This window comes from Bradyrhizobium sp. JR4.3 (assembly GCF_040547695.1).
Taxonomy (GTDB): domain Bacteria; phylum Pseudomonadota; class Alphaproteobacteria; order Rhizobiales; family Xanthobacteraceae; genus Bradyrhizobium; species Bradyrhizobium canariense.
The window spans coordinates 30,022-52,945 of sequence record NZ_JBEPQF010000006.1 but is presented as its reverse complement, the minus strand read 5'-3'; the positions used below and the strand labels follow the sequence as shown (position 1 = coordinate 52,945).

22 protein-coding genes are annotated in these 22,924 nt (G+C 62.0%); 8 read left to right on the top strand and 14 right to left on the bottom strand.

The features are described from left to right. Positions 1-11 precede the first annotated feature (11 nt). Genes ABIB91_RS12200 through ABIB91_RS12185 form a run of 4 tightly spaced genes read left to right on the top strand, consistent with a single transcriptional unit; the run spans position 12 to position 3,044 of the window. Positions 12-716, top strand: a complete 705-nt coding sequence (locus ABIB91_RS12200) for a GntR family transcriptional regulator (RefSeq protein WP_354161051.1) — start codon at positions 12-14, stop codon at positions 714-716. After that, positions 713-1,519 (top strand): ABC transporter ATP-binding protein, encoded by an 807-nt coding sequence (locus ABIB91_RS12195; protein ID WP_354161048.1) that lies wholly within the window; start codon positions 713-715, stop codon positions 1,517-1,519. The genes ABIB91_RS12200 and ABIB91_RS12195 overlap by 4 nt, the downstream gene beginning before the upstream one ends. Next, entirely contained in the window at positions 1,516-2,280 is a 765-nt protein-coding gene (locus ABIB91_RS12190) for an ABC transporter permease (protein ID WP_354161045.1), read from the top strand. Before ABIB91_RS12195 ends, ABIB91_RS12190 begins: the two co-directional genes overlap by 4 nt. Next, positions 2,277-3,044: an ABC transporter permease gene (locus tag ABIB91_RS12185; protein WP_354161042.1), complete on the top strand. Its 768-nt coding sequence runs from the start codon at positions 2,277-2,279 to the stop codon at positions 3,042-3,044. Before ABIB91_RS12190 ends, ABIB91_RS12185 begins: the two co-directional genes overlap by 4 nt. Positions 3,045-3,228: 184 nt before the next feature. Here the strand turns inward: ABIB91_RS12185 and dhaK are convergent, their stop codons facing one another. The 12 genes from dhaK to ABIB91_RS12125 all read right to left on the bottom strand — a co-directional run bounded on the left by dhaK (position 3,229) and on the right by ABIB91_RS12125 (position 13,277). Then, positions 3,229-4,218: a dihydroxyacetone kinase subunit DhaK gene (dhaK, locus tag ABIB91_RS12180; RefSeq protein ID WP_007592624.1), complete on the bottom strand. Its 990-nt coding sequence runs from the start codon at positions 4,216-4,218 to the stop codon at positions 3,229-3,231. Positions 4,219-4,257: 39 nt separating this feature from the next. After that, positions 4,258-4,689 (bottom strand): hypothetical protein, encoded by a 432-nt coding sequence (locus ABIB91_RS12175; protein WP_007592625.1) that lies wholly within the window; start codon positions 4,687-4,689, stop codon positions 4,258-4,260. After that, complete coding sequence (gene ptsP, locus ABIB91_RS12170) at positions 4,686-6,284, bottom strand: phosphoenolpyruvate--protein phosphotransferase (protein WP_354161038.1); 1,599 nt, start codon at positions 6,282-6,284, stop codon at positions 4,686-4,688. Before ptsP ends, ABIB91_RS12175 begins: the two co-directional genes overlap by 4 nt. 5 nt (positions 6,285-6,289) lie before the next feature. After that, a complete protein-coding gene (locus ABIB91_RS12165) occupies positions 6,290-6,604 on the bottom strand; it encodes an HPr family phosphocarrier protein (protein ID WP_007592629.1) in 315 nt (104 codons plus the stop codon). Then, the gene (gene dhaM, locus ABIB91_RS12160) at positions 6,597-6,998 is read right to left on the bottom strand and encodes a dihydroxyacetone kinase phosphoryl donor subunit DhaM (RefSeq protein ID WP_007592631.1); all 402 of its coding nucleotides are present in this window, start codon (positions 6,996-6,998) and stop codon (positions 6,597-6,599) included. The genes ABIB91_RS12165 and dhaM overlap by 8 nt, the downstream gene beginning before the upstream one ends. Beyond that, complete coding sequence (gene dhaL / locus ABIB91_RS12155) at positions 6,995-7,609, bottom strand: dihydroxyacetone kinase subunit DhaL (protein ID WP_354161033.1); 615 nt, start codon at positions 7,607-7,609, stop codon at positions 6,995-6,997. The genes dhaM and dhaL overlap by 4 nt, the downstream gene beginning before the upstream one ends. Then, on the bottom strand, positions 7,606-8,613 hold the full coding sequence (locus tag ABIB91_RS12150) for an ABC transporter ATP-binding protein (RefSeq protein WP_354161030.1): 1,008 nt from the start codon (positions 8,611-8,613) through the stop codon (positions 7,606-7,608). The genes dhaL and ABIB91_RS12150 overlap by 4 nt, the downstream gene beginning before the upstream one ends. Then, the gene (locus tag ABIB91_RS12145) at positions 8,606-9,703 is read right to left on the bottom strand and encodes an ABC transporter ATP-binding protein (protein ID WP_354127816.1); all 1,098 of its coding nucleotides are present in this window, start codon (positions 9,701-9,703) and stop codon (positions 8,606-8,608) included. Before ABIB91_RS12145 ends, ABIB91_RS12150 begins: the two co-directional genes overlap by 8 nt. Positions 9,704-9,709: 6 nt before the next feature. Continuing rightward, positions 9,710-9,922: a hypothetical protein gene (locus tag ABIB91_RS12140; RefSeq protein ID WP_007592640.1), complete on the bottom strand. Its 213-nt coding sequence runs from the start codon at positions 9,920-9,922 to the stop codon at positions 9,710-9,712. Next, complete coding sequence (locus tag ABIB91_RS12135; RefSeq protein ID WP_354127814.1) at positions 9,919-10,872, bottom strand: carbohydrate ABC transporter permease; 954 nt, start codon at positions 10,870-10,872, stop codon at positions 9,919-9,921. The genes ABIB91_RS12140 and ABIB91_RS12135 overlap by 4 nt, the downstream gene beginning before the upstream one ends. Beyond that, entirely contained in the window at positions 10,869-11,828 is a 960-nt protein-coding gene (locus ABIB91_RS12130; RefSeq protein ID WP_354127813.1) for a carbohydrate ABC transporter permease, read from the bottom strand. Before ABIB91_RS12130 ends, ABIB91_RS12135 begins: the two co-directional genes overlap by 4 nt. A gap of 102 nt (positions 11,829-11,930) precedes the next feature. Continuing rightward, positions 11,931-13,277, bottom strand: a complete 1,347-nt coding sequence (locus ABIB91_RS12125; protein ID WP_354161024.1) for an ABC transporter substrate-binding protein — start codon at positions 13,275-13,277, stop codon at positions 11,931-11,933. Between the two features lie 472 nt (positions 13,278-13,749). Here ABIB91_RS12125 and ABIB91_RS12120 point away from each other — a divergent pair, with 472 nt between their 5' ends. Next, complete coding sequence (locus tag ABIB91_RS12120) at positions 13,750-13,956, top strand: hypothetical protein (protein ID WP_354127811.1); 207 nt, start codon at positions 13,750-13,752, stop codon at positions 13,954-13,956. A gap of 432 nt (positions 13,957-14,388) precedes the next feature. Here the strand turns inward: ABIB91_RS12120 and acmB are convergent, their stop codons facing one another. Next, positions 14,389-15,582 carry a methyl acetate hydrolase AcmB gene (acmB, locus tag ABIB91_RS12115; RefSeq protein ID WP_354161020.1) on the bottom strand — a complete coding sequence of 398 codons (1,194 nt, stop codon included), beginning with the start codon at positions 15,580-15,582 and terminating at the stop codon, positions 14,389-14,391. A gap of 55 nt (positions 15,583-15,637) precedes the next feature. Next, on the bottom strand, positions 15,638-17,278 hold the full coding sequence (locus tag ABIB91_RS12110) for a flavin-containing monooxygenase (protein ID WP_354161017.1): 1,641 nt from the start codon (positions 17,276-17,278) through the stop codon (positions 15,638-15,640). A gap of 363 nt (positions 17,279-17,641) precedes the next feature. On the opposite strand from ABIB91_RS12110, the gene ABIB91_RS12105 reads away from it, so the two are divergent. The 3 genes from ABIB91_RS12105 to ABIB91_RS12095 all read left to right on the top strand — a co-directional run bounded on the left by ABIB91_RS12105 (position 17,642) and on the right by ABIB91_RS12095 (position 21,767). After that, the gene (locus tag ABIB91_RS12105) at positions 17,642-18,526 is read left to right on the top strand and encodes a helix-turn-helix domain-containing protein (protein WP_354161014.1); all 885 of its coding nucleotides are present in this window, start codon (positions 17,642-17,644) and stop codon (positions 18,524-18,526) included. Between the two features lie 777 nt (positions 18,527-19,303). Continuing rightward, positions 19,304-20,074, top strand: coding sequence for a hypothetical protein (locus tag ABIB91_RS12100; RefSeq protein WP_354161011.1), 771 nt, complete (start codon positions 19,304-19,306; stop codon positions 20,072-20,074). Between the two features lie 1,282 nt (positions 20,075-21,356). Then, complete coding sequence (locus ABIB91_RS12095) at positions 21,357-21,767, top strand: hypothetical protein (protein ID WP_035992923.1); 411 nt, start codon at positions 21,357-21,359, stop codon at positions 21,765-21,767. The last annotated feature ends 1,157 nt before the right edge of the window (positions 21,768-22,924 follow it).

Sequence of the window (22,924 nt, the reverse complement as noted above, 5' to 3'; positions counted from 1 at the left end):
GGACATTGGCGATGCCTGCCCCCGAGCGCACTCTCGAACGTCCTCCGGCCGAGGCCGGCACCTTGAGCGAGCGCGCCGCAAACCTCATCGAGCAGGACATCCTTTCCGGGGATCTTGCACCGGGATCGCGGCTCGGCATCGTCGATCTCGTGCAGCGCTACGATATCGGCGCCACCCCCCTGCGCGAAGGCCTGTCTCGGCTGATGTCACGCGGCCTGATCGTCGGCATCGGACAGCGCGGTTTTCGTGTCGCCGAGGTCAGCCATGACGATCTCGCCGACATCACCTGCATGCGGACGGCGGTCGAAATCGAGGCCGTCAGGCTCGCCATCCTCCACGGCGATGTCGCCTGGGAGGCCGGCATCGTTAGCGCGCTGCATCAGATGCGAAGGCATATCGAGCGCACCGGCAATGAATTCCGCGAGGGTGCGGTCGATTTCGATCGGCTGCACAAGGGCTTTCACACCGCCCTGCTCGCGGCCTGCGGCTCGCGGCGCATGCTGGCCGCCCATTCCGATCTCTACGATCAGGCCTATCGCTACCGCCGCATGATGATGCGTGCCATCGACAGCGGGGAGGAATTCATACAGAGCCACCAGATGCTCGCCGACCGCGTGCTCGCCCGCGATCTTGCCGCCGCGCAAGCGATGCTGGCCGCGCATCTCCACTCGACCATCAATTTCGTCTATCCGGCGACAAGCGGGGAGCAATCATGAGTGTCGTTGCCAGGCTCGACGAGGCGCGCGCGGCGCGACGGCAAAAAGCGCTGATCGCGTTCAGCGCCGCGACGCTGCAGCTCGGCGGCAAGACCATCATCGAGAATCTTGATCTGGAGGTGCGGCCGGGCGAATTCCTCTGCATTGTCGGCGCCTCCGGCTGCGGCAAAACCACAGCGCTGCGGCTCGCCGCGGGCCTCTACAGCCCTACGAGCGGCGTCGTGATCTTCGACGGCGAGCCGATCACCGGGCCGCGCCGCGAGGTCGCGATCGTATTCCAGGATTACGGCAAGGCGCTGCTGCCGTGGCGGACCGCGGCCGGCAACATTTCGTTGGCGCTCGAAGCCTCCGGCGTGCCGGCACGCGAGCGCAGCTCGCGCATCGAGGCGCTGCTGCGCAAGGTCGGCTTGCCCGGCCACGCTGACAAATATCCGACCGAAATGTCGGGTGGCATGCAGCAGCGCCTGCAGATCGCGCGCTGCCTTGCGCAGGAGCCGACGACGCTGCTGATGGACGAACCGTTCGGCGCGCTGGATGCGATGACGCGCCAGGGGCTGCAGGACGAGGTCCTGTCGCTGACGCAAATGAGCCAAACGACCGTGATCTTCGTGACCCACGATCTCGAGGAGGCGATCTACCTCGGCGACCGCGTCATCGGCCTCCTGCCGTATCCGGGCCGGATCGGCATCGAGCTCGACATCGACCTGCCGCGCCCTCGCGACCAGTTGGCCACGCGTGAGCATCCGGAATTCCTGCGGCTGCGCCGGCAATTGTTCGACTTCATCAAGGCGACCGAACATTGAACCTCGACCGCGCCAGACCCTTGCTGTTGCCGCTGACGCTGATGCTTGCGTTCGAGCTCTGGGCGCGCTTCACCCACCTGCAGAGCGACAGCCTCGCCCCGCCCAGCGCGATCCTCGCGGCGCTGGCCGCAGCGCTTACCGATCTCTCGATTCCGACCGCGACCCGCGACACACTGTTCGCCGCCTTTTCCGGACTGGCGATCGGCAGTGTCATTGGGCTTTCACTCGGTATTGCCTTCGGCATCTCGCGACCCCTCGACCGCCTGATGGAGGTAACGGTCGAGGCGATCCGCCCAATTCCCTCGATCGCGCTGCTGCCGATCACGCTGATCGCCCTGGGCTTCGGCTACCGGATGGAGATCGTGATCGTGGCGTTCGCCTGCATCTGGCCGATGCTGATCATGACGCGCAGCGCCGTGCGCGGCATTGAGCCGCGATTGATGGAAGTGTCACGGGCCCTGCGGCTGAGCGCGGCGCAGCGGATCGCGAAGATCGTGATTCCGGCCGCACTGCCGCGGATCTTTGTCGCCTTTCGTCTGTCGGCCGGTATCGCCCTGATCGTCGCTGTCACCGTCGAGATCGCCATCAATCCGATCGGCCTGGGCGCCGGCATCATGCTGGCGCAGCAGGCGCTACGCGCCGACCTGATGCTCGCCTATCTGCTTTGGATCGGCGTAATCGGCTACGCGCTGAACGTCCTTTTGATTGCGGCCCAGCGCCGGCTGTTCGGCCGTGCCGCGTTCGCCGGAGACAATCCATGAACCGCGCTGCGATTCTCTGGCGTATCGCGAGCATCCTCGTCGCGGCCGGCTTTATCGCGGCGTGGCAGCTCATCGCCGATCTGCGGCTGGTCTCACCGGTGTTCCTGCCGGGTCCGGACCGAGCCTGGGCTGCCCTGATGCGCGGCTTTTCGAGCGGCGATCTCGCAAGCAAGCTCATCGGCACGCTCGAACACATGGCCTATGGCTGGCTCGCCGCCTCGATCGCCGGCGTTGCGCTCGGCGCGCTGATCGGATCGTCAAGGATGATGCGCGCCTATGTGGCGCCCTCCCTGGAATTTTTGCGGCCCCTGCCGGTCTCCGCGATCGTCCCGGTCGCGATCGCGATGCTCGGGCTGACGCAAGGCATGGCGTTGTTCGTCATCGCCTTCGGCGCGATCTGGCCTATCATGCTCGCAACCATCCACGGCTTTGCCGCGGTCGAGCCGCGGCTCTACGACGTCGCCCTCTCGCTGCAGATGTCGCGCGGCGCCGTCATCGGCAAGATCGCCCTGCCCTCGGCATTGCCCGACATCCTTGCGGGCATGCGGCTCAGCCTGACGGTCGCGCTGATCCTTTCGGTGGTCTGCGAGATCCTGGCCGGACTAGACGGCCTTGGCCAGTGGGTCTTGCTCTCGGCACGTGCGTTCCGATCCGCCGACCTGTTCGCCGGCGTCATTCTGCTCGGTGCGACCGGATATTTGACCTCAATTGCGGTGTCGCTCGTCGAGCAGCGAATGCTCGCTTGGCAGAGTACAGCCCGATAGCGTGGCGATCCATCGCCAGACAAAAATGGCCCGCGCGATGCGGGCCATTCCAACAATTGAGCCGCGAGGGCTACATTGAACTTTCGATGGATTTTTCTCTTGGGTGGGAACGACGAGGCTTAGTTTCGCGGGAGCGGAGTCGATAAGTCATTGTTTGTGATCAAAACCAAGCCGCGAGCTGAGATCAGACGCCCCACCGCAGAGCTGCCGTCTGCACCGGGGCATCCCATAATTTCGTCGACTTACTATCGAGCACAGATACGGTGATCGAGACACCAGCCATGTCGAGGGATGTGACGTAGGAACCGGTCAGGTAGCGCGCCACTGCCACCCCCGCGCTGTCCAGAATCCGCTTTGCGGCATTGACCATCAGATAGAGTTCGATCAGAGGCGTCGCGCCAAACCCGTTGACGAGAAGCAGCACTTCACTCCCCTTGCCGGGCGCAAGATCGTTCAGGATCGCATCGAGCAGCTCGGCGGCAATCGCATCGGCGGACGCCAGCGTCACCCTGCGCCGGCCGGGCTCACCATGAATGCCGACGCCCATTTCCATTTCATTGTCGGCCAATGCGAAGTTTGGCCGCCCTACGGCCGGCACGGTGCATGGCAACAGCGCCACCCCCATCGAGCGCGTGCGCCGGTTGACCTCTTCGCCGAGCGCCGTGAGAGCGGCAAGCGGCATTCCGGTCTCGGCCGCAGCGCCGACCATTTTTTCCACGATCAATGTCCCCGCGACGCCGCGACGACCGGTCGTATAGGTCGATTTCTCCACAGCCACGTCGTCGTTAGTCACCACGCTCGCAACTTCCCGCGCGGCCATCTCGGCTGCCATGGTGAAATTCATCACGTCACCTTCGTAGTTCTTGACGATGAAGAGCACGCCTGCGCCCGTGTCGACGGCCTCCGCGGCCTCGATCATCTGGTCTGGCGTCGGCGAGGTGAAGACTTGACCGGGGCAAGCGGCATCGAGCATGCCGAGGCCGACAAAGCCCGCATGCAGCGGCTCATGTCCCGCGCCGCCACCCGAAATCAGCGCGACCTTGCCTGGCTTCAACGTGCGGCGCCGGACGAATTTGCGCTCGGCACCAAGAAGCAGGATACCCGCATGAGCTGCCGCGAAACCGTCCAGACTTTCTTCGAGTATCGTATCGGTGCTGTTGATCAGCTTTTTCATGAACGTCCTCCCATCTCGTCTAAAGTTCAAATCAATGGCTCAACCCACACTTTCGGCATAGCGCGCGAGTTGCGCGGCGAAATCCACAATCAGCTGTTCGAGCGCACGGTTCTTCTTGTCGTCGCCGAGGTCGGGTACGGTCACCGAGACAATGCGGGTGCGCGCCTCGCGATGGGGTGCGCGCAGCCGGCCGGGATGCGCGCGTCCATAGGCTTTGAGGAACGCCGCACGCTCAGTGCCGGACAGATGGCAGACTTCGAAGATGATCGCGACATGCTTCGCCGGAATAGGAACCAGATAGGCCGGATTGGTGATCTGGGTCACGAAGGAGCGATTCTTGCCCAACGCCGCCGCCAGCTTCAGCCGCGTCCCCGAGGGCCTATTGTCGAGCACCCGTCGCAGGATGGCCTTGTAATCCGCCACATTGCTGTCACCAGGCGCGCGGGTATCCTCGCCTGCTTCATCCGTCATGAACGCACCTTTGCGATTGCGGCCTTGAGCCGCGCGACGGCAATCGGCGACACCGAGAGAATTGTCAACCCGGTGGCGATCAGCGCCGCGGTCAGGCGCGTATCGGCCGCGGCGTCACCACAGAGTGAGACCTCCACGCCACGCTTTCGTCCGGCCTCGACAGTCCGAGAGATCAGCGCCAGCACCGCCGGATTGCCGGTATCGTTGAGGTCCGCGACGGCACCGACGTCGCGCGCCGCCGCCATCGTGTACTGGGTCAGGTCGTTCGAGCCGATGGAATAGAACGCCGCGCCGAAATCCTCGGCGCGGAGCGCCGCCGCCGGGACCTCGACCATGATGCCGAGCGGCGGGTGGGCGCAGGCGATCCCTTCGGCCCTGAGCGCCGTGAACTCTGCATCCAGCAGGGCATTCGCACGGTCGAGCTCCGAAGGAACCGCGATCATCGGCAGCATCACCTTCAGCGCCCCGTGCACAGCCGCGCGGCACAGTGCCCGCAGTTGCACCCGAAACACTTCCGGCCGCGCGAGCGAGAGACGGATGCCGCGCAGACCGAGGAACGGATTGCGCTCGTTATCGATCGTCAAGCCGGCGATTGGCTTGTCGCCGCCCGCATCGAGGGTGCGGATTGTCACCGGCCTTCCGTCGGCCCACTCGAGAATGCGCCGATAGACTGCATATTGCGCATCCTCATCCGGCAGGCCTTGGGCCGCCTCGAACAGAAATTCCGTACGCACGAGGCCGATGCCGTCGCAGATTGCAGGATCGAGGCCGGCGAGGTCCTCGGGCGCGGCGATATTGAGAAGGACCGCGATCCGCCGGCCGTCGGCCGTGCGTGCGGACTCAAGGCAGGCGGCATCGGCGGCGGCTTGGGCGGCATTCGCAACCGCCATGCGCTGTTCGAACAGGCGGCGCGTTTCCGGCTCGGGATCAAAGATCACGGTGCCGGCATCGCCGTCGACGAGCGCCAGCGCAGGTGGCTGTCCGTTCCACGACAGTGGGCCGAGCCCAACGACCATGGGCGCCCCGCGCGCCCGCGCCAACATCGCAACATGCGAGGAAGGTGAGCCCGCAGCCAGCGCGATGGCGCCGCCGTGCGACCAGTCGGCAGCAAGAAAAGCGGAAGGGGTGATGTCGTCAGCCGCCACGATCGAGCCGCTGGTAATCCTGGCGACCGTGTCCACGCCGCTCAGATGCGCAAGCACGCGGTCGCGGATGTCGACGATATCGGCCGCACGGGCACGGAAATATTCATCTTCAGCAGCGCGATAGCCAGCTATCTCCACGTCGAGTGCCAAGCGCCAGGCGTGGTCGGCAGTGATCCCGTCCGAGATGACCCCATATGCCGGCTCCGCCAGCGCATCATCCTCAAGCATGGCGACCTGGAATTCAAGAACGTCGGCTACATCGCCCCGGATCGTCTTGATCTGGTTGGCGATCTCCGCCCTCGCGCCCTCAATCGCCGCCCGCAGTGCCGCCGCCTCTTGCGCGGGATCGTCGCTCGCTGTCCGCCTGGCCACAGCCGCAGTCAGCATGGTGACCGGTCCGATCGCGAGACCCGGCGAGGCAGCACGGCCGGTGAGATGGATCTCTGCCACTGCGATCAGGCCTCACCGAAACCGTCATGCACAAGCGCCAGTACAGCAGCAAGTGCTGCCTTGCCATCGGAACCGGTAACGCGGAAATGCAGTGTTGCGCCCTGCGGCGCCTTCACACGCATGACCTTTACCGGGCTCTTGGCGTCCGTCCAGGGCCCGTCCGCCGAGAGGGCGAGCTCTATCTTCGCGGTAAAACCCTTTGCGCACTGCGTGAGCTTGACCGACGGTCGCGCATGAAGTCCGACTTTGTTGACGAGAACCGCCGAGGCTGTCAGCGGCACCGCCGTTTCGCCCGGCCGGCTGGCGTGAGCATCATGCATAGAATTCCTCCGCGCTACGCTTGACAGCGGCAAGCGGCGAGCCACCCGAAGACTCGGTTGCCGCAATCACGGCTCCCTCGACCACCGGAGCATTGCAGACGACGACGCGCGCGCGTCGATCTTCAGGCAGCATTTCCACCGCCATCTCGGAATTTGTCTCCGCCCCGCCGAGATCAACCAGCACCGCCACGCCTGCGGGCGACCACGCCGCTTCAATCGCGTCGAGGATCCCGGCAACATTGGTGCCGAGCCCTCCATCGATGTCGCCGCCTGTCCAGGCGAGCGGCACGGCGCTGCCTACCATCTGGCGCACCATATCCGCCGCGCCTTCCGCGATCTTGCGCGAATGTGAAACGATAACGATCCCGACATTGCAGGAATTTGAACTGTTCATGAACTTGCCTCGAATTCCAGTACCTTGACTGCCGCGCCAATCAAAAGGGACGCCGAACGCGAACCGGGATCCATATGACCGATGGAACGTTCGCCGAGAAAGGACGCACGGCCGCGGATCGCAAGCATGGGCGTGGTGCGATCGGCCGCTTGCGCCGCTTCCGCTGCAATCGCCTCGGCATCGCCACCGCCCGCCAACACGACCTGCACCGGCACCAGGACATCCAGCAACGTTTTCTGCCCCGCCTCAGAACGCCCGCGCGCCTTGACGGCGTCGATCGCCTTCTCGGTCGCTGCGACGAGATCAGCGCGGCTCGGCTGCTCCGGAAGTGCCTTGCCCAGCTCCATGAAGAAAGTTCCGACCAGCGGCCCCGAAGCACCGCCGACCTTCATGACTAAAGTCGTTCCGATCGCCTTCAGCATGTCCGGGAGCGCCTTGTCGGCAAGGCCCGGCAATGCCGCCAGCACTGCCTCGAAACCACGCTTCATATTCAGTCCGTGATCCCCATCGCCAATCGCCTGGTCGAGGCTCGTCAATTCGTCGGCGTGCTCGATCATCGACCCCGCCAGCGCTCGCACCAGTCTTTCCCTGGCTACCCGATCAAGGCTCATGCCGCTACCCTCCAGCCCATCGCATCGAAGAACAGAGGTTTGTTCAGACAGAGCGACACCACATCACCGGCGCCGAAGTCCGCCTCGGGATCCGCCAGCGTCACCACCGGCCGGCCGGCGAGGTCGAGATGGAGATGGCTCTGATCGCCGAGATGTTCAACCCGTTTGACGGTCGCCGACACATCGCCACCGCCGCGCGCAATCGTCAGGTGCTCGGTCCGCGCACCGATCGTCTCGGCGCCATCAGGCGCGCCGCCGAACAGGGCCGCCGGCAGCAGGTTGATCGTCGGCTGGCCCAACCTTGCCGCGACATGCGCGTTGATCGGGTTCTCGTAGATTTCGCGCGGCGAGCCGACCTGCATCAGCCGCCCGCCTTCGATTACACCGATGCGCGACGCCATGGTCATCGCCTCGGTCTGATCGTGGGTGACATAGAGGATCGTGGCGCCGAGATCGACCTGGATCCGCTTGAGCTCGAGCCGCAGTTCGCCGCGCAGCTTCGCGTCCAGCGAGGAGAGCGGCTCGTCCATCAGGTAGATCGAGGGCGAACGGACCAGAGCCCGCCCGATCGCGACGCGCTGCATCTGCCCGCCCGACAGCTGCGTCGCCTTGTTGTCCAGCTTGGTCTCGATATGAAGAAGACGTGCGACCTCCTGCACCTTCGCGCGAATATCGGCTTCCGGCACGCGCCGGGTCGGCGCGCGCAACGCGAAGGCCATGTTCTCGAACACCGTCAGGTGCGGATACAGCGAATATTGCTGGAAGACAAAGGCGACGTCACGGTCCGCCGGTGCATCGCAGGTCACGTCGCGCCCGTCGATGCGGATCGAACCGCTGTCCGGCTGCTCCAATCCCGCGATCAAGCGCAAAGCCGTGCTCTTGCCGGCACCAGTCGGCCCAAGCAACGCGACGAACTCGCCATCGCCAATTGTCAGCGACAGATCGTTCACAGCTTGCGTCTTGCCGAAGGCCTTGGAAATGGCGTTGATCTCGACCTCAGCCATGCGCGCCTCCCTCATGCAACGCGGTACGAATGGCCCGGCCCGACACCTTGTCGAAGACTGACAGCGTATCGGGCCGGAAATCGAGCCCGACAGTCTCGCCGGTCCGGAAGGATCTGCTGCTGGGTGAGCGGGCCTTCAGTGCGCCGTAGTGCGTCGTCACGGTCACGATCTGCGTCGTGCCGAGATATTCCGTGCCATAGACCACCCCGCGGACCATGCCGCGATCGGTGAAGCGCACATGCTCGGGCCGCACCCCCAGCACGAACTCGCTTTCCGCCATCGCCTCGCGCAAGGGAGGAATTGCAACGTCGCGCTCACCGAGCCGGATCGCCTCCGCGCCCGTCTGCAGGTGACCACGGAACGGCAGAAGGTTCATCGGCGGCGAGCCGATGAAATCCGCGACGAAGAGCGAAGCAGGCCGGTCGTAGATGTCGCGCGGGCTCGCAACCTGCTCGACGACGCCATTGTTCATTACCGCGATCCTGTCGGCCATCGCCATGGCCTCGAGCTGGTCATGCGTGACATAGACGGTGGTTGCTCCCAGGCGGTCATGCAGGGCGCGTAGTTCATGAATCATGGCCTCGCGCATCTCGGTATCGAGCGCGCCGAGCGGTTCGTCCATCAGAAAACACTTCGGCTTGCGCACGATCGCTCGCCCCAGCGCGACGCGCTGACGGTCGCCGCCGGAAAGGCCCGACACCGATCGGTCGAGCAGATGGGAGATCCGCAGGATGCGCGCGGCCTCTACGACCCGCCGATCGCGCTCGGCCGCACTGATCCCTTCGCATTTCAGGGGAAAGCCGATGTTGCGCCGGACATCCATGTGCGGATAGAGCGCGAAGAGTTGGAACACGAAGGCGATGTCGCGCGCCGATGCGCGGTTCATCGTCACGTCCTCGCCATCGAGCCGGATGGTGCCGGATGTCGGCAGCTCCAGGCCCGCAATCATGCGGAGCGTCGTGGTCTTGCCGCACCCGGACGGTCCAAGCAGGCAGAGGAACTGGCCGTCCTCGACCGTGAAGCTGGCGGACTTGACCGCATGGAACGTCCCGAAGGACTTGTCGAGTGCCTCGACCCTGATCTGTGCCATCGCGCCCTACTCCCGAACCTTCGACACGATGGTGAACATCACCGTGCCGAACAGGGTCGTCGCAAACGACCAGGAATACAGCGTCAGGGAGAACGGCTGCATCAGCATCACGACGCCGGCGGCGATGATCGCGGTCGCGGCGGCTTCGAGCGGACCACGGCGCAGAACGCGATCGGCAACACCGCGACGCGCGACGGATCGGGTGGCATCGATACTCATTTGCGGACGGCTCCAAAGGTGATGCCCCGCAGCAGATGCTTGCGCAGCAGCACCGTGAACACCACGATCGGCACCAGGAACAGCGTCGTGCCCGCCGCCACCGCGGGCCAGTCCTGTCCGCCCTCGCCGATAATGATCGGAATGAAGGGCGGCGCGGTCTGCGCATTGCCCGAGGTGAGAAGCACCGCGAAGGCGTATTCGTTCCAGGCGAAGATCAGGCAGAAGATCGCCGTCGCCGCAATTCCCGTCGTGGCCTGCGGCAGCACCACCTTCACGAAGGCCTGAAAGCGGGTGTATCCGTCGATCATGGCCGCCTCCTCGTACTCGCGCGGGATTTCGTCGATGAAGCCCTTGAGCAGCCAGACCGCAAGCGAGACGTTGACCGAGGTGTACAGCAGGATCATGCCGAGCCTGGTGTCGGACAATCCGATGCTGCGGTACATCAGATAGATCGGGATCGCGACCGCGATCGGCGGCATCATCCTGGTCGACAGGATGAAGAACATCAGGTCGTCCTTCAGGGGCACGCGGAACCGCGAGAAGCCGTAGGCCGACAAGGTGCCGAGCGCGACGGCGAGCACGGTCGAGCCGAACGCGATGATCAGCGAATTGACGAAGCGCGGCACATAGTTCGAGGGACCGGCGACCACCATGTTACGGCTGCGCGCGAGGCTGTCGCAAAGCCCCTGCGGCGCCCCCAGCGAACGGATGAACTCCGGGGTCTGGCGCGAGCGGGTCGTGAAGACGTTACAGAAGCCTTCGAGCGATGGCTTGAACATCATCTTGGGCGGATAGGAGATTGCATCGTCCGGCGACTTGAACGCGGTGAGCATGATCCACACCAGCGGGATCATGGTGATGATGGCATAGAGCACGACGAGCGAGCCGGCAAAACGCCGCGTCGTGGTCGACGGCTCGACGACGGAATGGGCTGTGGTGGCTGAGATCATCGGCTTTTCACCCTGTTCAGCGCCTTCACATAGATGTTGGCGAGGCCGAAGACCGTCACGAACAGGATGATCGCGAAGGCCGAGGAATAGCCGGTGCGCCAGCTCTCGAACGCCGCACGCTTGAGCGTGATCGACGCAACTTCCGTGGTCGACCCCGGCCCACCGCCGGTCAGCAGGTTGACCATGTCGAACATCTTGAAGTTCTCGATACCGCGGAAGAGCACCGCCAGCATGATGAACGGCAGCGCCATTGGCAGCGTGATCGACCAGAACTGCCGCCATTTCGACGCGCGGTCGACCTCCGCCGCTTCATAGATGTAACCAGGGATCGAGCGCAGGCCCGCGAGACAAATCAGCATCACATAGGGCGTCCACATCCAGGCATCGACGATGACGATGGCCCAGGGGCTCAGCGTGACGTCGCCCAGCATCTGGAACGACGAGGCCGCGCGTCCGGTGAAGAAGGCGACGACGTAGTTGAACAATCCGATCTGCGGCTGATAGAGGAACGTCCAGAAATTGCCGACGACGGCAGGTGACAGCATCATCGGCAGCAGGATGATCGTGGTCCACATCCCGTGGCCGCGGAACTTCTTATCGATGAGGTAGGCAAGGCCAAATCCGAGCACGGTCTCGATCACCACCGTCCAGATCACGAAATGCGCCGTCACCTGCATCGCCGCCCAGATATCCGGATCGGTCAGTATCGACTGGTACCAGTCGGTGCCCAGCCATATCGTCGGCGCGTTCGCCCGATTGGCGCGGTAGTTGGTGAACGAGAGATAGATCGTCCACACCAGCGGGAAGATGTTGATCGCCAGCAGCAGCACGATCGTCGGCGTGATAAAGAGCCAGGCGAGCGCCTGGTCCGACAAACCCCGGATACGACGCGCCACGGCTGGCCGGGCCGGGACGGCCCGATAGGTGATCTGGGACGAAGCACTCAAATCGTTCATGGCTTTGGTCGATCCTCGCGCCGGGACCATCAGCTATGCGACAGCTGCCGAGATTGCCGAAGAGTGCCTGGAGCGCGCTCGCGTGCGCCCCAGGCGGTTGCCTTAGAACTTCTTGCCTTCTTCCTTGAAGATGGCCTTCCAGTCCTTCACCAGACCGTCGAGCGCTTCCTGCGCGGTGCCCTTGTCCGCCACCACGTAGTCATGCACGCGCTTCTGTTCGGCCTGCAGGAGTTGCGCATAGGAGGGCTCGGCCCAGAAGTCGACGACCATTCCCATCGACTTCAGAAACTCCCCGGCGAACGGCGCGCTGTTCGGGAAGCTCGGATCGTTCAACACGGATTTGGCGCAGGAATAACCGCCCAGCGCCCACCACTTCTTCTGCACATCCCCGCCGGAGAACCATCTGATGTATTGCAGCGCTTCGCCCTGGTTCTTCGAATAGGAAACAACCGAGATACCCTGTCCGCCGAGCTGCGTCGCCTGTGTCGCGGGGCCCGCGGGATTGCTGAAGAAGCCGATCTTGTCGCCGCCAACGTTCGGATCCTTGTAGAGGCCTGGGAAGAAGGCGAAGAAGTTCATCTGCAGCGCGACCTGGCCTGACTTGAACGCATCAAGTCCTTCGGACATGTAGGAGTTGGAGGCGCCGGGTGGCGTACAGCACTTGTAGAGCTCCTTGTAGGCCTCAAGCCCCTTGACGGCGCCGGGCGCGTTGACGAAGCCGTCCATCGCATAGGGCTTCTTGGGTTTCTGATATTGGAAGCCGTAATCGTAGAGATAGTTCGACACGCCCATGGTGATGCCTTCCGAGCCGCGCTCGGTATAGATCGAAGCGCCATAGACCTTCTTGCCGTCGATCTCACGGCCCTGGAAGAATTTCGAGATGTCTCGCAGTTCGTCGAGCGTCTTCGGCGCAGCGAGATCGCGGCCGTACTTGGCCCTGAAGTCGTTCTGGATCTCTGGCCGCGCAAACCAGTCCTTGCGATAGGTCCAGCCAACCGCGTCACCCATGGCGGGCAGCGCCCAATAGTTTGGCGTATTCTTCGGCCACTCCGAATAGCCGACCACGGTGGCCGGCATGTAGTCGTCCATGCTGATTCCTTCCTTCTTGAAGAAATCGTTGAGCTTGACGTACTGGCCGTTCTCCGCGGCGCCGCCGATCCACTGAGAATCTCCGATGATGAGATCGCACAACGAGCCGTGCGAGTTAAGCTCGTTCAGGAAGCGATCGGCATAGTTGGTCCACGGCACGAACTCGAACTTCATACCGATGCCGGTCTTAGCGGTGAAGTCCTTCGACAGTTCGACTAGCGCGTTGGCAGGGTCCCAGGCGGCCCAGCACAGCGTGATGGTCTTCGCCTGCGCGTGCGCAGGGGTAGTCCCCACTCCGGCACTGAGCGCGGATGCGAGAACTCCGAAACTAGTAAGAAGCGCCTTTACTGTCTGTTTCATAAAGCTTTCCCTCCCAGTGGGGCCGGCCATCGACATGGCGCGACTCTCCAACCCGCTCGAATGCTTCGAGCAGAGCGATACAGTCCTTCACGGGCTGAACGACTAACGGACGTTTCCTCGTGCCTGCCTGGATTCTTAGGGATTCAGCCAAGCTCGATTTGTTTAGTGAACCACGATATACTAAACATTGCAAGCAGGCTGTTCGGGCATGGAGTTCAAACACTCATATCGGCGGCCCCACGAGCCCGCGCTCTCTTGTCGGTCAGCGGCAATGACATTTTTGGGACGAGCAGAGAAGATTTCCGCCGCGATAGCGCGACGCCCGTTCAAGACCTTGGACTCTCCCTCCAAGCCATCATGGGCAAGTATGAGCTAGCTCCGACAACAGATGTCCAATTGAGTGCAATCGGGGACAGTGTACTCTCACAGACGACAAAACAAGGACCGCTCTTTCCTCCTTGCTTCTCGACCCATGATCCTGCCGCAGCTCAAAACCGTGGAGACGCAGCCACCGATACTGGCATTCAGTTCGGCTTGCGATCTAACCGACGGTGCTCCCCTTTCGAGGGCGATCGGCGCCGTCGTCGGTGCGTTCATGCTGCCCTGGATGAAGGCGACCTTCGGACCCGACAGCGCTGAAGCGCTTGTCAACATTCTTCCGATTACGTTGCCAACTTGAGCTCTACGTTGCGTCGACGCCATTGGCCTCGTGCAACGCGCAAAGATTCGTAAGCGACTTAGGTGGTCAGCACCGGCCAAACGATGATCCATCCTTAGAGCCACGAACCGGGCAGCCGCACCAGTTTCGCCTCAGAAACGGCGTGAACGAACCGCAACGAACGCGATCGAGCTCGAACGAAACTGCAGCGAAATCAGCGAACCCGATCGATAGTCTGCCGCTCATAACGGTCTGGTTGCAGGTTCGAGGCCTGCCGGGCCCGCCAGCCTTCGCTCGCTTCGCGAGCTGGGGCTCGGCAAAGCCGGTGCCGCAAAAGGCATGGGATCATAGTGACAGTGCACTCAATGGCTCCGGTCCCTTTTGCGAGTTCGAATGCTCACAGCTAAGTGCACCGTCACGCAATTCCTACAGTTTCGTGTCGTTCCATCAAACCTAGCTCGCCATTCGCTGTTTCAGGCTCTGGTAGAATGCCGTCTCGAAATTCATGAAGCCGATGAACGATGCCGGGTCCCCGAAGGGAAGAATCTGGGTGGCCCAGAAGCCACCGACCCCATTCTGCCGATCGATCCAATAGAACAGATTGGCAAGGCCAGCCCAGCCCAGAGCACCGGCGGGACGCCCCGTAGGGGCTTGCTCATCATTGATCATGAAGCTCAGCGCCCAGGATTTTGACTGGCCCGGGAAAAACTCCGCGTCGTTGCACAGCGACGGGATGACGCCGGTAATCGGCGTCACCTTCTTGTCGCCCAGATGGTTCTTTTCAGCCATGCGCACGGTCTCCGCCTTCAGCACGCGGCCGTGCTCGCCCGCGCCGTCGTTTAACCACATCCGGATAAAGCACATGTAGTCGCCGACCGTGCCGTAAAGGCCATGGCCGCCCATATGCACTTCGGGCTTGGCCGGCAGCTCGAAATCCATCGGGGTGAGCGAGCCATCGGCACCTCTCGCATGGATCCCGGCCAGCCGTCCGCGCATCGCATCGGTCAGCTCGAACGTCATGTCCTTGATGCCGAGTGGTTCAAAGATGCGCGTCTTGAAGACGTCACCAAGCCTTCGGCCGGTGATGGCCTCGACGATCTGGCCGCACCAATCGAGATTGGTGCCATAATCCCACCGCTCGCCCGGATCGAACAGCAGCGGGGTCATCAGGCAGGCCTTGGTCGCCGTGATCACGCTCGGCTGATCCTTTTCCTGCGCCAGCCGATTGTAGGTGTGATTGATGAAATCATAGCTCAGGCCTGCGGTGTGCGTCATCAGCATGCGCGTGGTGATGTCGCGCTTCGGAGCGCGCAGGATCGGGTCGCCCTTGTCATCGAAGCCCTCGATCACCTGGAGCTTGCCGATCTCGGGCGCGTATCGCTTGGCCGGCTCATCGAGATCGAGCTTGCCTTCCTCGACAAGCTGCAGGATGGCCGTGGCGGTGATCGCCTTGGTCGTTGAGAATATCCCGAAGATGCTGTCGGTCGTCATATCGGCCGCCTGGTCGAGACGACGCTTGCCGGCTGCACCTACGTAGACGTTACGATGGCGGTTCGTCACCATCGCGACGACGCCGGGTACGCGTGGCGTCGATGTAACGACACCGTCGAGAACGGTATCTGCCACCGCATCAAAATTCATGGTCATGATTGTGCTCCAGCCTGAATTGGATTGATTGGGTCGACACGTCCCTTGGCAGCCCTCAATGCATGTCGAAACCCGGGTAGCCGCTCGCCGCGACTTCATCGCATTTCTGGCGATAGGCGCCGACACCGCCGCAATAGGACAGCACCCGGCGCGGCTTGCCTTCGACGTTCGAGCCCAGGTACCAGGAATTAGTCTTCGCGATCAGCGTCGCGTTGGCGATCTCATCGTGATGCGCCACCCATCCGTCTTCCGCATCCTTCGTCGGCTCGACGACCTTCAGATTCTTGCCGCGCATATGCCTGATGCAATCATCGATCCATTCGACCTGCTGTTGCAGGCACGTGGTCATGTTGCAGAGCGCCGCTGAAGGGGCGAGCGGCACGGCCGTCGTGAAGAGATTCGGATAGCCGTGAACCTGAAGGCCCATTGTGGTGCGGATGTCCCGGCTCCAATCCTCCTTCAGCGAGCGGCCGCCGCGACCTCTGACATCGATGCGCGTCAAGGCTCCGGTTCCGGCGTCGAATCCGGTGGCCAGAATGATGATGTCGAGCTCGTGGATGGCGCCGTCGGCGGTCTGGATTCCCGTCGGTGTCACCCGTTCGATTGGATTTTCCTTGACGCTGACGATCTCGACATTCGGGCGATGGAAGGCCTCGAGAAATTTCTGCTCGAGCGGCACCCGGTGTGTCCCGAAGCCATAATCGGCTGGGATCAACGCGTCACACAGCTTTGGATCTTTGAGCCGTTCGCGCATCTTCTCGCGCACGAATTCGGATATCTCGGCGTTGACCTCCGCGTCGAAGAACAGCTCGCCGAACGAGGATATCCACAGCTTCAGGGAGCCGTCATTCCAACAATCCTCGATCACCTCACGGCGCCGCCCTGGCGACAGTTCGGCCCAGGCGTGCTCGAAGTCATACTCGAATCCGGTGAAGGTGTGCGGGAGGCGCTCCGTGAACGACTTGAATTTCGACTTGTAGGCATCGACATCCGCCGCGCCGTATTTGGGATTCTTCATCGGGATAATGTATTGCGGCGTGCGAATGAAGACCTTGAGGTGACCGACCTCGCTGGCGATCGTCTGGATGACCTGGATTCCGGTCGCGCCGTTACCAATGACGCCGACGCGCTTGCCGGCCAGATCGACCGGCTGCTTCGGCCAGCGCGCCGTGTGGAACAACTGCCCTTTGAAGGTCTCCTGCCCCGGAAAGGACACGTGCGGGGCCGAAAGCATGCCGCAGCAGGTGATCAGGAACTGGGTATCGATCACGTCGCCCTTGTCGGTCGTGACCAGCCAGCGCTGGGCGGCTTCGTTGAAATGAGCGCTCTTGACCGTCGTACCGAACTGGATGTCCTTGCGCAGATCGAGGCGATCGGCGATGTAGTTCAGCCAGCGTTCGATTTCGGGTTGGCCAGGGAATTTCTCGCTCCAGCTCCATCCCTTGTAGAGCTCTTCGGAGAACAGGTACTGGTAAATATAGGCTTCGGAGTCGAAGCGCGCGCCAGGATAGCGATTCCAGTACCAGGTGCCGCCGACGCCGGATCCAGCATCGATCACCCTGACGTTCAATCCCTGTTCACGCAGGCGATAGAGCTGATAGAGTCCGGCGACGCCGGCTCCAACCACCACGGCGTCGAATTTCGCCGTCACATGCGCGCCGTTGCTTCCGTTGAACTCGGTCACGGGTTCTGCCATTTTCCCCTCCTAGGGTGTAAGAGCGCGTGGCCTCCCCATCCGTGCTGTGACCGGATGATGGTGCATCGCGTCATTGTTGATCCCGACGGCTCGATCGGATGGGGCTTGTTCTGCTTGCGACGCTCGTGCCGTTCGCTTTCCACTCGGCAAGGGACTGCGGCAAGCTACGAGATTGCCTGCGCCTGGGGCTTGAACAAAACCGACAATCCTTTGAACGAGGCCACTGGTGCCGCGGTCTCAAGGAGCTGATCCGGACGCAGTTCGCTTGGCAAAAGCCAAAAGCGGCTTATGCTGCTGCGCAGCTGTTCGGCTCAAGAGAAGAAGAAGCGGTCAACCGCGCCTTAGAGGGAGGGAGTTCGCGCGATGGGCCGGTTGATTACGGTCGACGAGCTGCCACGGTACGCGCCTGGCAAGTTGATGTTGGACAGTTCGGCGGTAGGAAAGGCCGACTTTCGGCTGCGGGTGTTCCGCTATGCGCCATCCGACATCTGGGTCCCCCCGTCCGAGAACTATCTGATCGTCATCTACCGCGAAGGCTCGACTGCGATGAACCGCCGCGTCACCGGCGCGTGGAAGCAAGATCACGTCGGCCGAGGTGTCACGACGCTGCTCACGCGCGCGGAAGCTTCGAATTGGCGATGGAGCCATGATCTCGAAGTCAGCCATTTCTACATTTCACCGACCTTGATGGCAAAGACTGCGGGCGAGGCCTTCGATCGCGACGCGGAGGCGGTCGAACTGCACGACCTCCTCAAGATCGAAGATCCGGTCCTGACCTGGATCGGCGACCAGATGGTGCAAGAGGTTTCCGCCGGAGGACCGGGTGGCCGCCTCTGCTACGATGCGCTGGCTCTTCAGGCCAGCGTGCACATCCTGCGAAGATATGCCTCCGTGCGGTTCAAGATGCCCTGCTCGCAGGGACGCTTCAGACCTGCCCATGCGCGGCTGATCGAAGACTATATCGAACAGAGCATCTCCAGGAACATCACGCTGGAGGAATTGGCCAACATCTGCAACTGCACGCCCGTGCAGTTCGCGCGCAAATTCCATGTGCATTACGGAATGCGTCCCCACGCCTATGTGCTGAGCCGCAAGGTGGAACACGCCTGCCAGCATCTCCGCAAGGACCGCTTGCCGCTGAAGGAGATCGCGCTGCTCAGCGGGTTTTCGGATCAAAGCCACCTCAACCGAGTCTTTCGCCGACACATGAACCTCACGCCTGCGGAATATCGCAAGCAATCGGCATGAGGCAGACCTGAGCGAGAGGGAAATCGCAGCGAAGCAAATACCTGGGCGGCTTTCGCCGATTTCTAACGCCCTGTTTCGCACAAAAGCGACCTCATCAAATCAAAATCAACGCGCTCGCTCGTGACGAAAACCCGGAAAAACTCGCGGCCTCCTCGATATTCAGCCGCATAACGGTCTGGTTGCACGTTAGCGCCCGCTGACGGAGCAGCGGAATCTACGGTTGCTGACGATCTGCGACATCACTGGGCATTCATACCGAAGCGCGCAGACCATCGTGAAGCACTACCGCGCCCGCAATGCGGCTCGCGCCGATTCTGGTATCGACAGGCTTGAACTGTAGGTGCGGAAGGAAGTCATGACGAGCTGAACGCAGACCGGTGGGTCTCGTGCTACGGTGGTGGATGGGCTCGGTCCTAATTATCCGGCTCGTCGCACGGCGTGCGACCATTAAAAGCGTTACACGAGACCCGGTTTGTTCTCCCTAAGAATTTAAACAAGCCCAACTTACCGGTCGCACCCTTAACCAGCTGAGATTGGGCATTCGTCGCGCGATCATGGTGCCTCATTGCACTGTCTACGGTCCGCGTGGTCGGAACGTGCATTCGCGGGGCGAACCTTGGCATCTGTTGGTGCCCTATCTCCTGAAGCTATCCTCAGAACGGCTCACGGCGCGGCCTGGCGCCTTTTTCGTTCCGATTGATCGAATCCTCGGGTACCCTATTCTATCCGCGTCGGCGGAACTGGTGAAGTTGATAGATGGCTCCACGGAGAATGGAGATGGGCCGGCTCGATAAGCAGATGGATCCCTTCCACCCTGCCGCTCATGTGACTACGGAGGATCGCGTCCCCGAGGATCTAGAGCTTGAGCAAGTCGACACGGCGTCGTTAGTTGATCCGGCCCGAGAGGACGCCGCCTCGTCGCCCGCGCATTTTGGGTCAGGCCGGCCGGCGGCAAGCGTAACGGGCTCTACAGACTGGATGGATCGAGCACGCCGCATCTGGCGGAGCCATCTCCAGCGCGAACAACTCCCCCGGACGGCCGGACGGTCGATGGGAAACTTTGAGCGGTGGTTGATCGCATTGCTGAGCGTCGGCTTTGTCGTGAGCTGCGTTTGCGCGATCATCGTCTTCATGCAGGTCAACTCGCGCAAATTGGAGATCGCAACGCTGCAACGTGACATCATCGCGCTCAAGCTACGCGTAGCCAGGCTCGATCAGATCGCAAGCACGAATGAGATACGTGAAAAAGCAAACAGTGAAACATCCAAGCCGCCGTCGGAGGCCCGTCCTGACCAGGCTCCGCTCATCCTATCACGTGAAGAGATTCAACTTATCCGAGACTATATCAAGCCTGCACCAGTTGCAGGCTCCGCAACTGAGACGATCAAGGTCGGCGATCCCGTCGGAGGAGAAGCCGTGCCCTTTCCTTTTCCGATCACGGAGAAGGTGCGGAAACTGCTCGGCGCGCGATTTACCGTTCGCAATGGCATCATTGTCATCATCCGCAGCGGCAGCCGTCACGCTGATGCTGTGATTGGGCAAAATTGACCCGCAGCAGCCAATACCGTCCCGCAGGAGTTGCGCCATTGAACGTTTTTTGGGCCCGAAAGCATCTTTCCCTGCAAACAGGGAAATTTACAGTTAAAACACGCCTCCACCGCAGGAGCAATCTCATCCCAAATTGCGGCAATATCCTAGAATCGCAGGGAAATCCCACCCCTCGCGGCGCGCTGCGCCCAACTCGGAACAGGGAATTTGCGCCCGGCGAACAGGGAATGGGGTCGCCCTGAGCAGGGAGCGATATCCGGTGCGTTAAGCGTCCATTTCTCACACACGTGTTTCGCGGCGCGTGGACGCGATCTGTTCTCCTCCTCGATGTGCAGATGAAAGGAGAACCAGGATGGGCGAACGAGAGCCAGCTGCGTGTTCGATATGGCGAGGCGTTTTGGCGTGTCCGGCTCGGCAGCACTGGTCGTGAGTTCGGTGCGGGCGTTGCCTATGCCAATCGCGTCTAGTTGGAAGAGCACTCAACGCTGGGGAAAGTTGAGCCCGGTCTTACATCGGAAGCCTGGGTTGCCTCCGAACCTCATGGAATTAGTGTTCGATGCTCACGCTCCGGTTGGCTGCTGCCGCCATCAAGGCATTCGGAGAACGCCTCGACCAAACCAGTCGCGGTCCCGCCTGTTCACGCTGGCGGGGCGCCATCAATATGCGAAACACCGACGTTTTCGCAGATTGAGACGAACGCCCTCTTCGCCTCAGCGTCCTCAAAGCAAAATCGTGTGCCTTGGATGCCGCGCTCGATCCACCAGTCGATTTTGTTTGCCCGCGAAATGCGGGATGCCTCTCCGCGCAACTGATCCAATTGCCTTCCATAGGCCCGAACGATCACACAATTTGTCATTCTCTTATCCCCCAAAAAAGCGGCGTGCTAACTAGCCCTGAACGCAAGAGTCCTTCCGACCGCTCATCGCGCACGCGCGATGAGCGATCCCTTCAAAACGCCAGAAAGTCACAGAGTCAGTCGCTCCGCAGCGATCGCACGTCAATCGCTCCTGGCCGAGCATGTAGCGCCCGCGGATCGCGGAAGCGGCATTTTTGCAAGATGGACAAATCAACAAAAAATTGCGCATACGCCAGCGCATCACCAGACCAACCCAACACCTTCGACGCCCCCTTCGTGAATCAGGTATCTCGCTGAGGAGAAGCTTAGCGAAACTTTGCACGCCTGAATGTTCGATCGCGAACACAGGAACCGCCCTGCGCTTGCCCAGGGCGTGGTGGTATCCTTTCCGAAAGCTGCTAGGCTACGCTCAACTGCGAGAGAGCGATGAGCGATGACGCGAAAAATGCAGGCCTTGCGGCGCTAATCCGTGGCATTTTTGCTCCGTCCGCGTCGCCCGCTCCGGCGCCGGAGATGCCGCCAACGCTCCAAGAGGAGCCCGTGACCGCGGCAGCGCCACCTGCGAAGCCAGTCGCTCCCTTGTCCGCCGGCGGCCCCGATGAAAAACGAGCGCGACTGCCCGCTGTGGCGATCGCCGACCTCGTCCTTGGTGAGCTTCGCAAAGTTGATGGCTTTGCGAAATCCGGAGTCTCGATCACCGTCTACGGAAGTCGACCTTGGAATGCCATGATCAGGTTCGCACCGTTCTCGACCACGTCCCAAGACGCTGAACGCCTGCGACACGCTTTGCCGGATATCGTCTTCAGGCTTCGTCGGTACGTCGAGCTCGAACAGTAGGTTCTGCCGATCACGTTCCACTCGGCGCTCCTACCCCTGCGCTCGGCGTGACTTCCGATCATTAGACTAGCCGTCCCCACCCTTCAGGGCCGGGTCGGAACCGCGCCTCGGACCTGCGCCGCGCTTGCCGCAGCCCCTGTTCAAAACCGACCAGAACCGGCTGCCCATTTTTCCTCGGCGCGGGATACTGCGCCCGGCCGATCGAAGCCAACGCGCGCAGATCGAAACGGCCCCAGCACAACCCCAAATGCCGGGCCGCAGAAGGTGCTCGGCGGTATTTTGTACGATGGCGAGATCCAAGGCTGGCCTTGTCCGCGGGCGGCAGTCGCCCTGAGCCGCCCATTTTGGACTCCGAAAACCGTGAGGCCCGAGCGGCAGATTGCCGCTCTCAGCCACACCGAGAAAACCATACAGCCAGCGTGCGAAAGCGAACAGACCTGATGGCCCAATTTGACTAGTCTCGGGGTGGTCCCAATCGCAGGCCATCTGTTCTAATGGACGCTCGTGCGCGACTGGATGGTTGTCATTTCGCTCTGCGCCAACATTGTGAGGCACTCGCCTCTCAAGTCTCCGACCCTTCGAGACCGAGTAGCCAAGGCCGAGCGCAGAATCGTCGGTGCGGCACGCGAAACTAGAGCTAGGAAGGCGGTTTATGACGGCAGCGCGGTCGGCCCGGCCAGCAACGCGACCATCTGACTCGGCGTAAGGGTCCGGGCTTTGACGACTGACTTTGCTGCGACCCGCCCCAACCGGGGGCTGGACTTTGGACATTCGTGATTACCGACCGCAATTTGAGCAGATGTCCGTCGACGAGTTGTGGGCTCTCTACACGGTTGTCGATCAGATTCTCGCCGCGAGGATCGTTGCCAAAAAGCAAGAACTCGACAGGCGACTCGAACAGCTCCACCATACCGACGGACCGGGCGGTTCATCAGAGCTCAGTGTCCGCGCGTCATCATCGGGTCGCGACCGGCTCTGAGAAGGGCGTCGCGCTTGCCGCAAACCTTGCGGGCGAGCGAGGCTCCTCAGGTAAGGTGATGGGGCCATCGCTCAATGCTTGCCGGCGGTCGCTTCGCTTGTGGCTGCACGTATCGTCCTGGCAAGCAAAGAGACCGCGGCCGCGGAACCAGCTGATGTCCACAACCGGGAGCAATGGC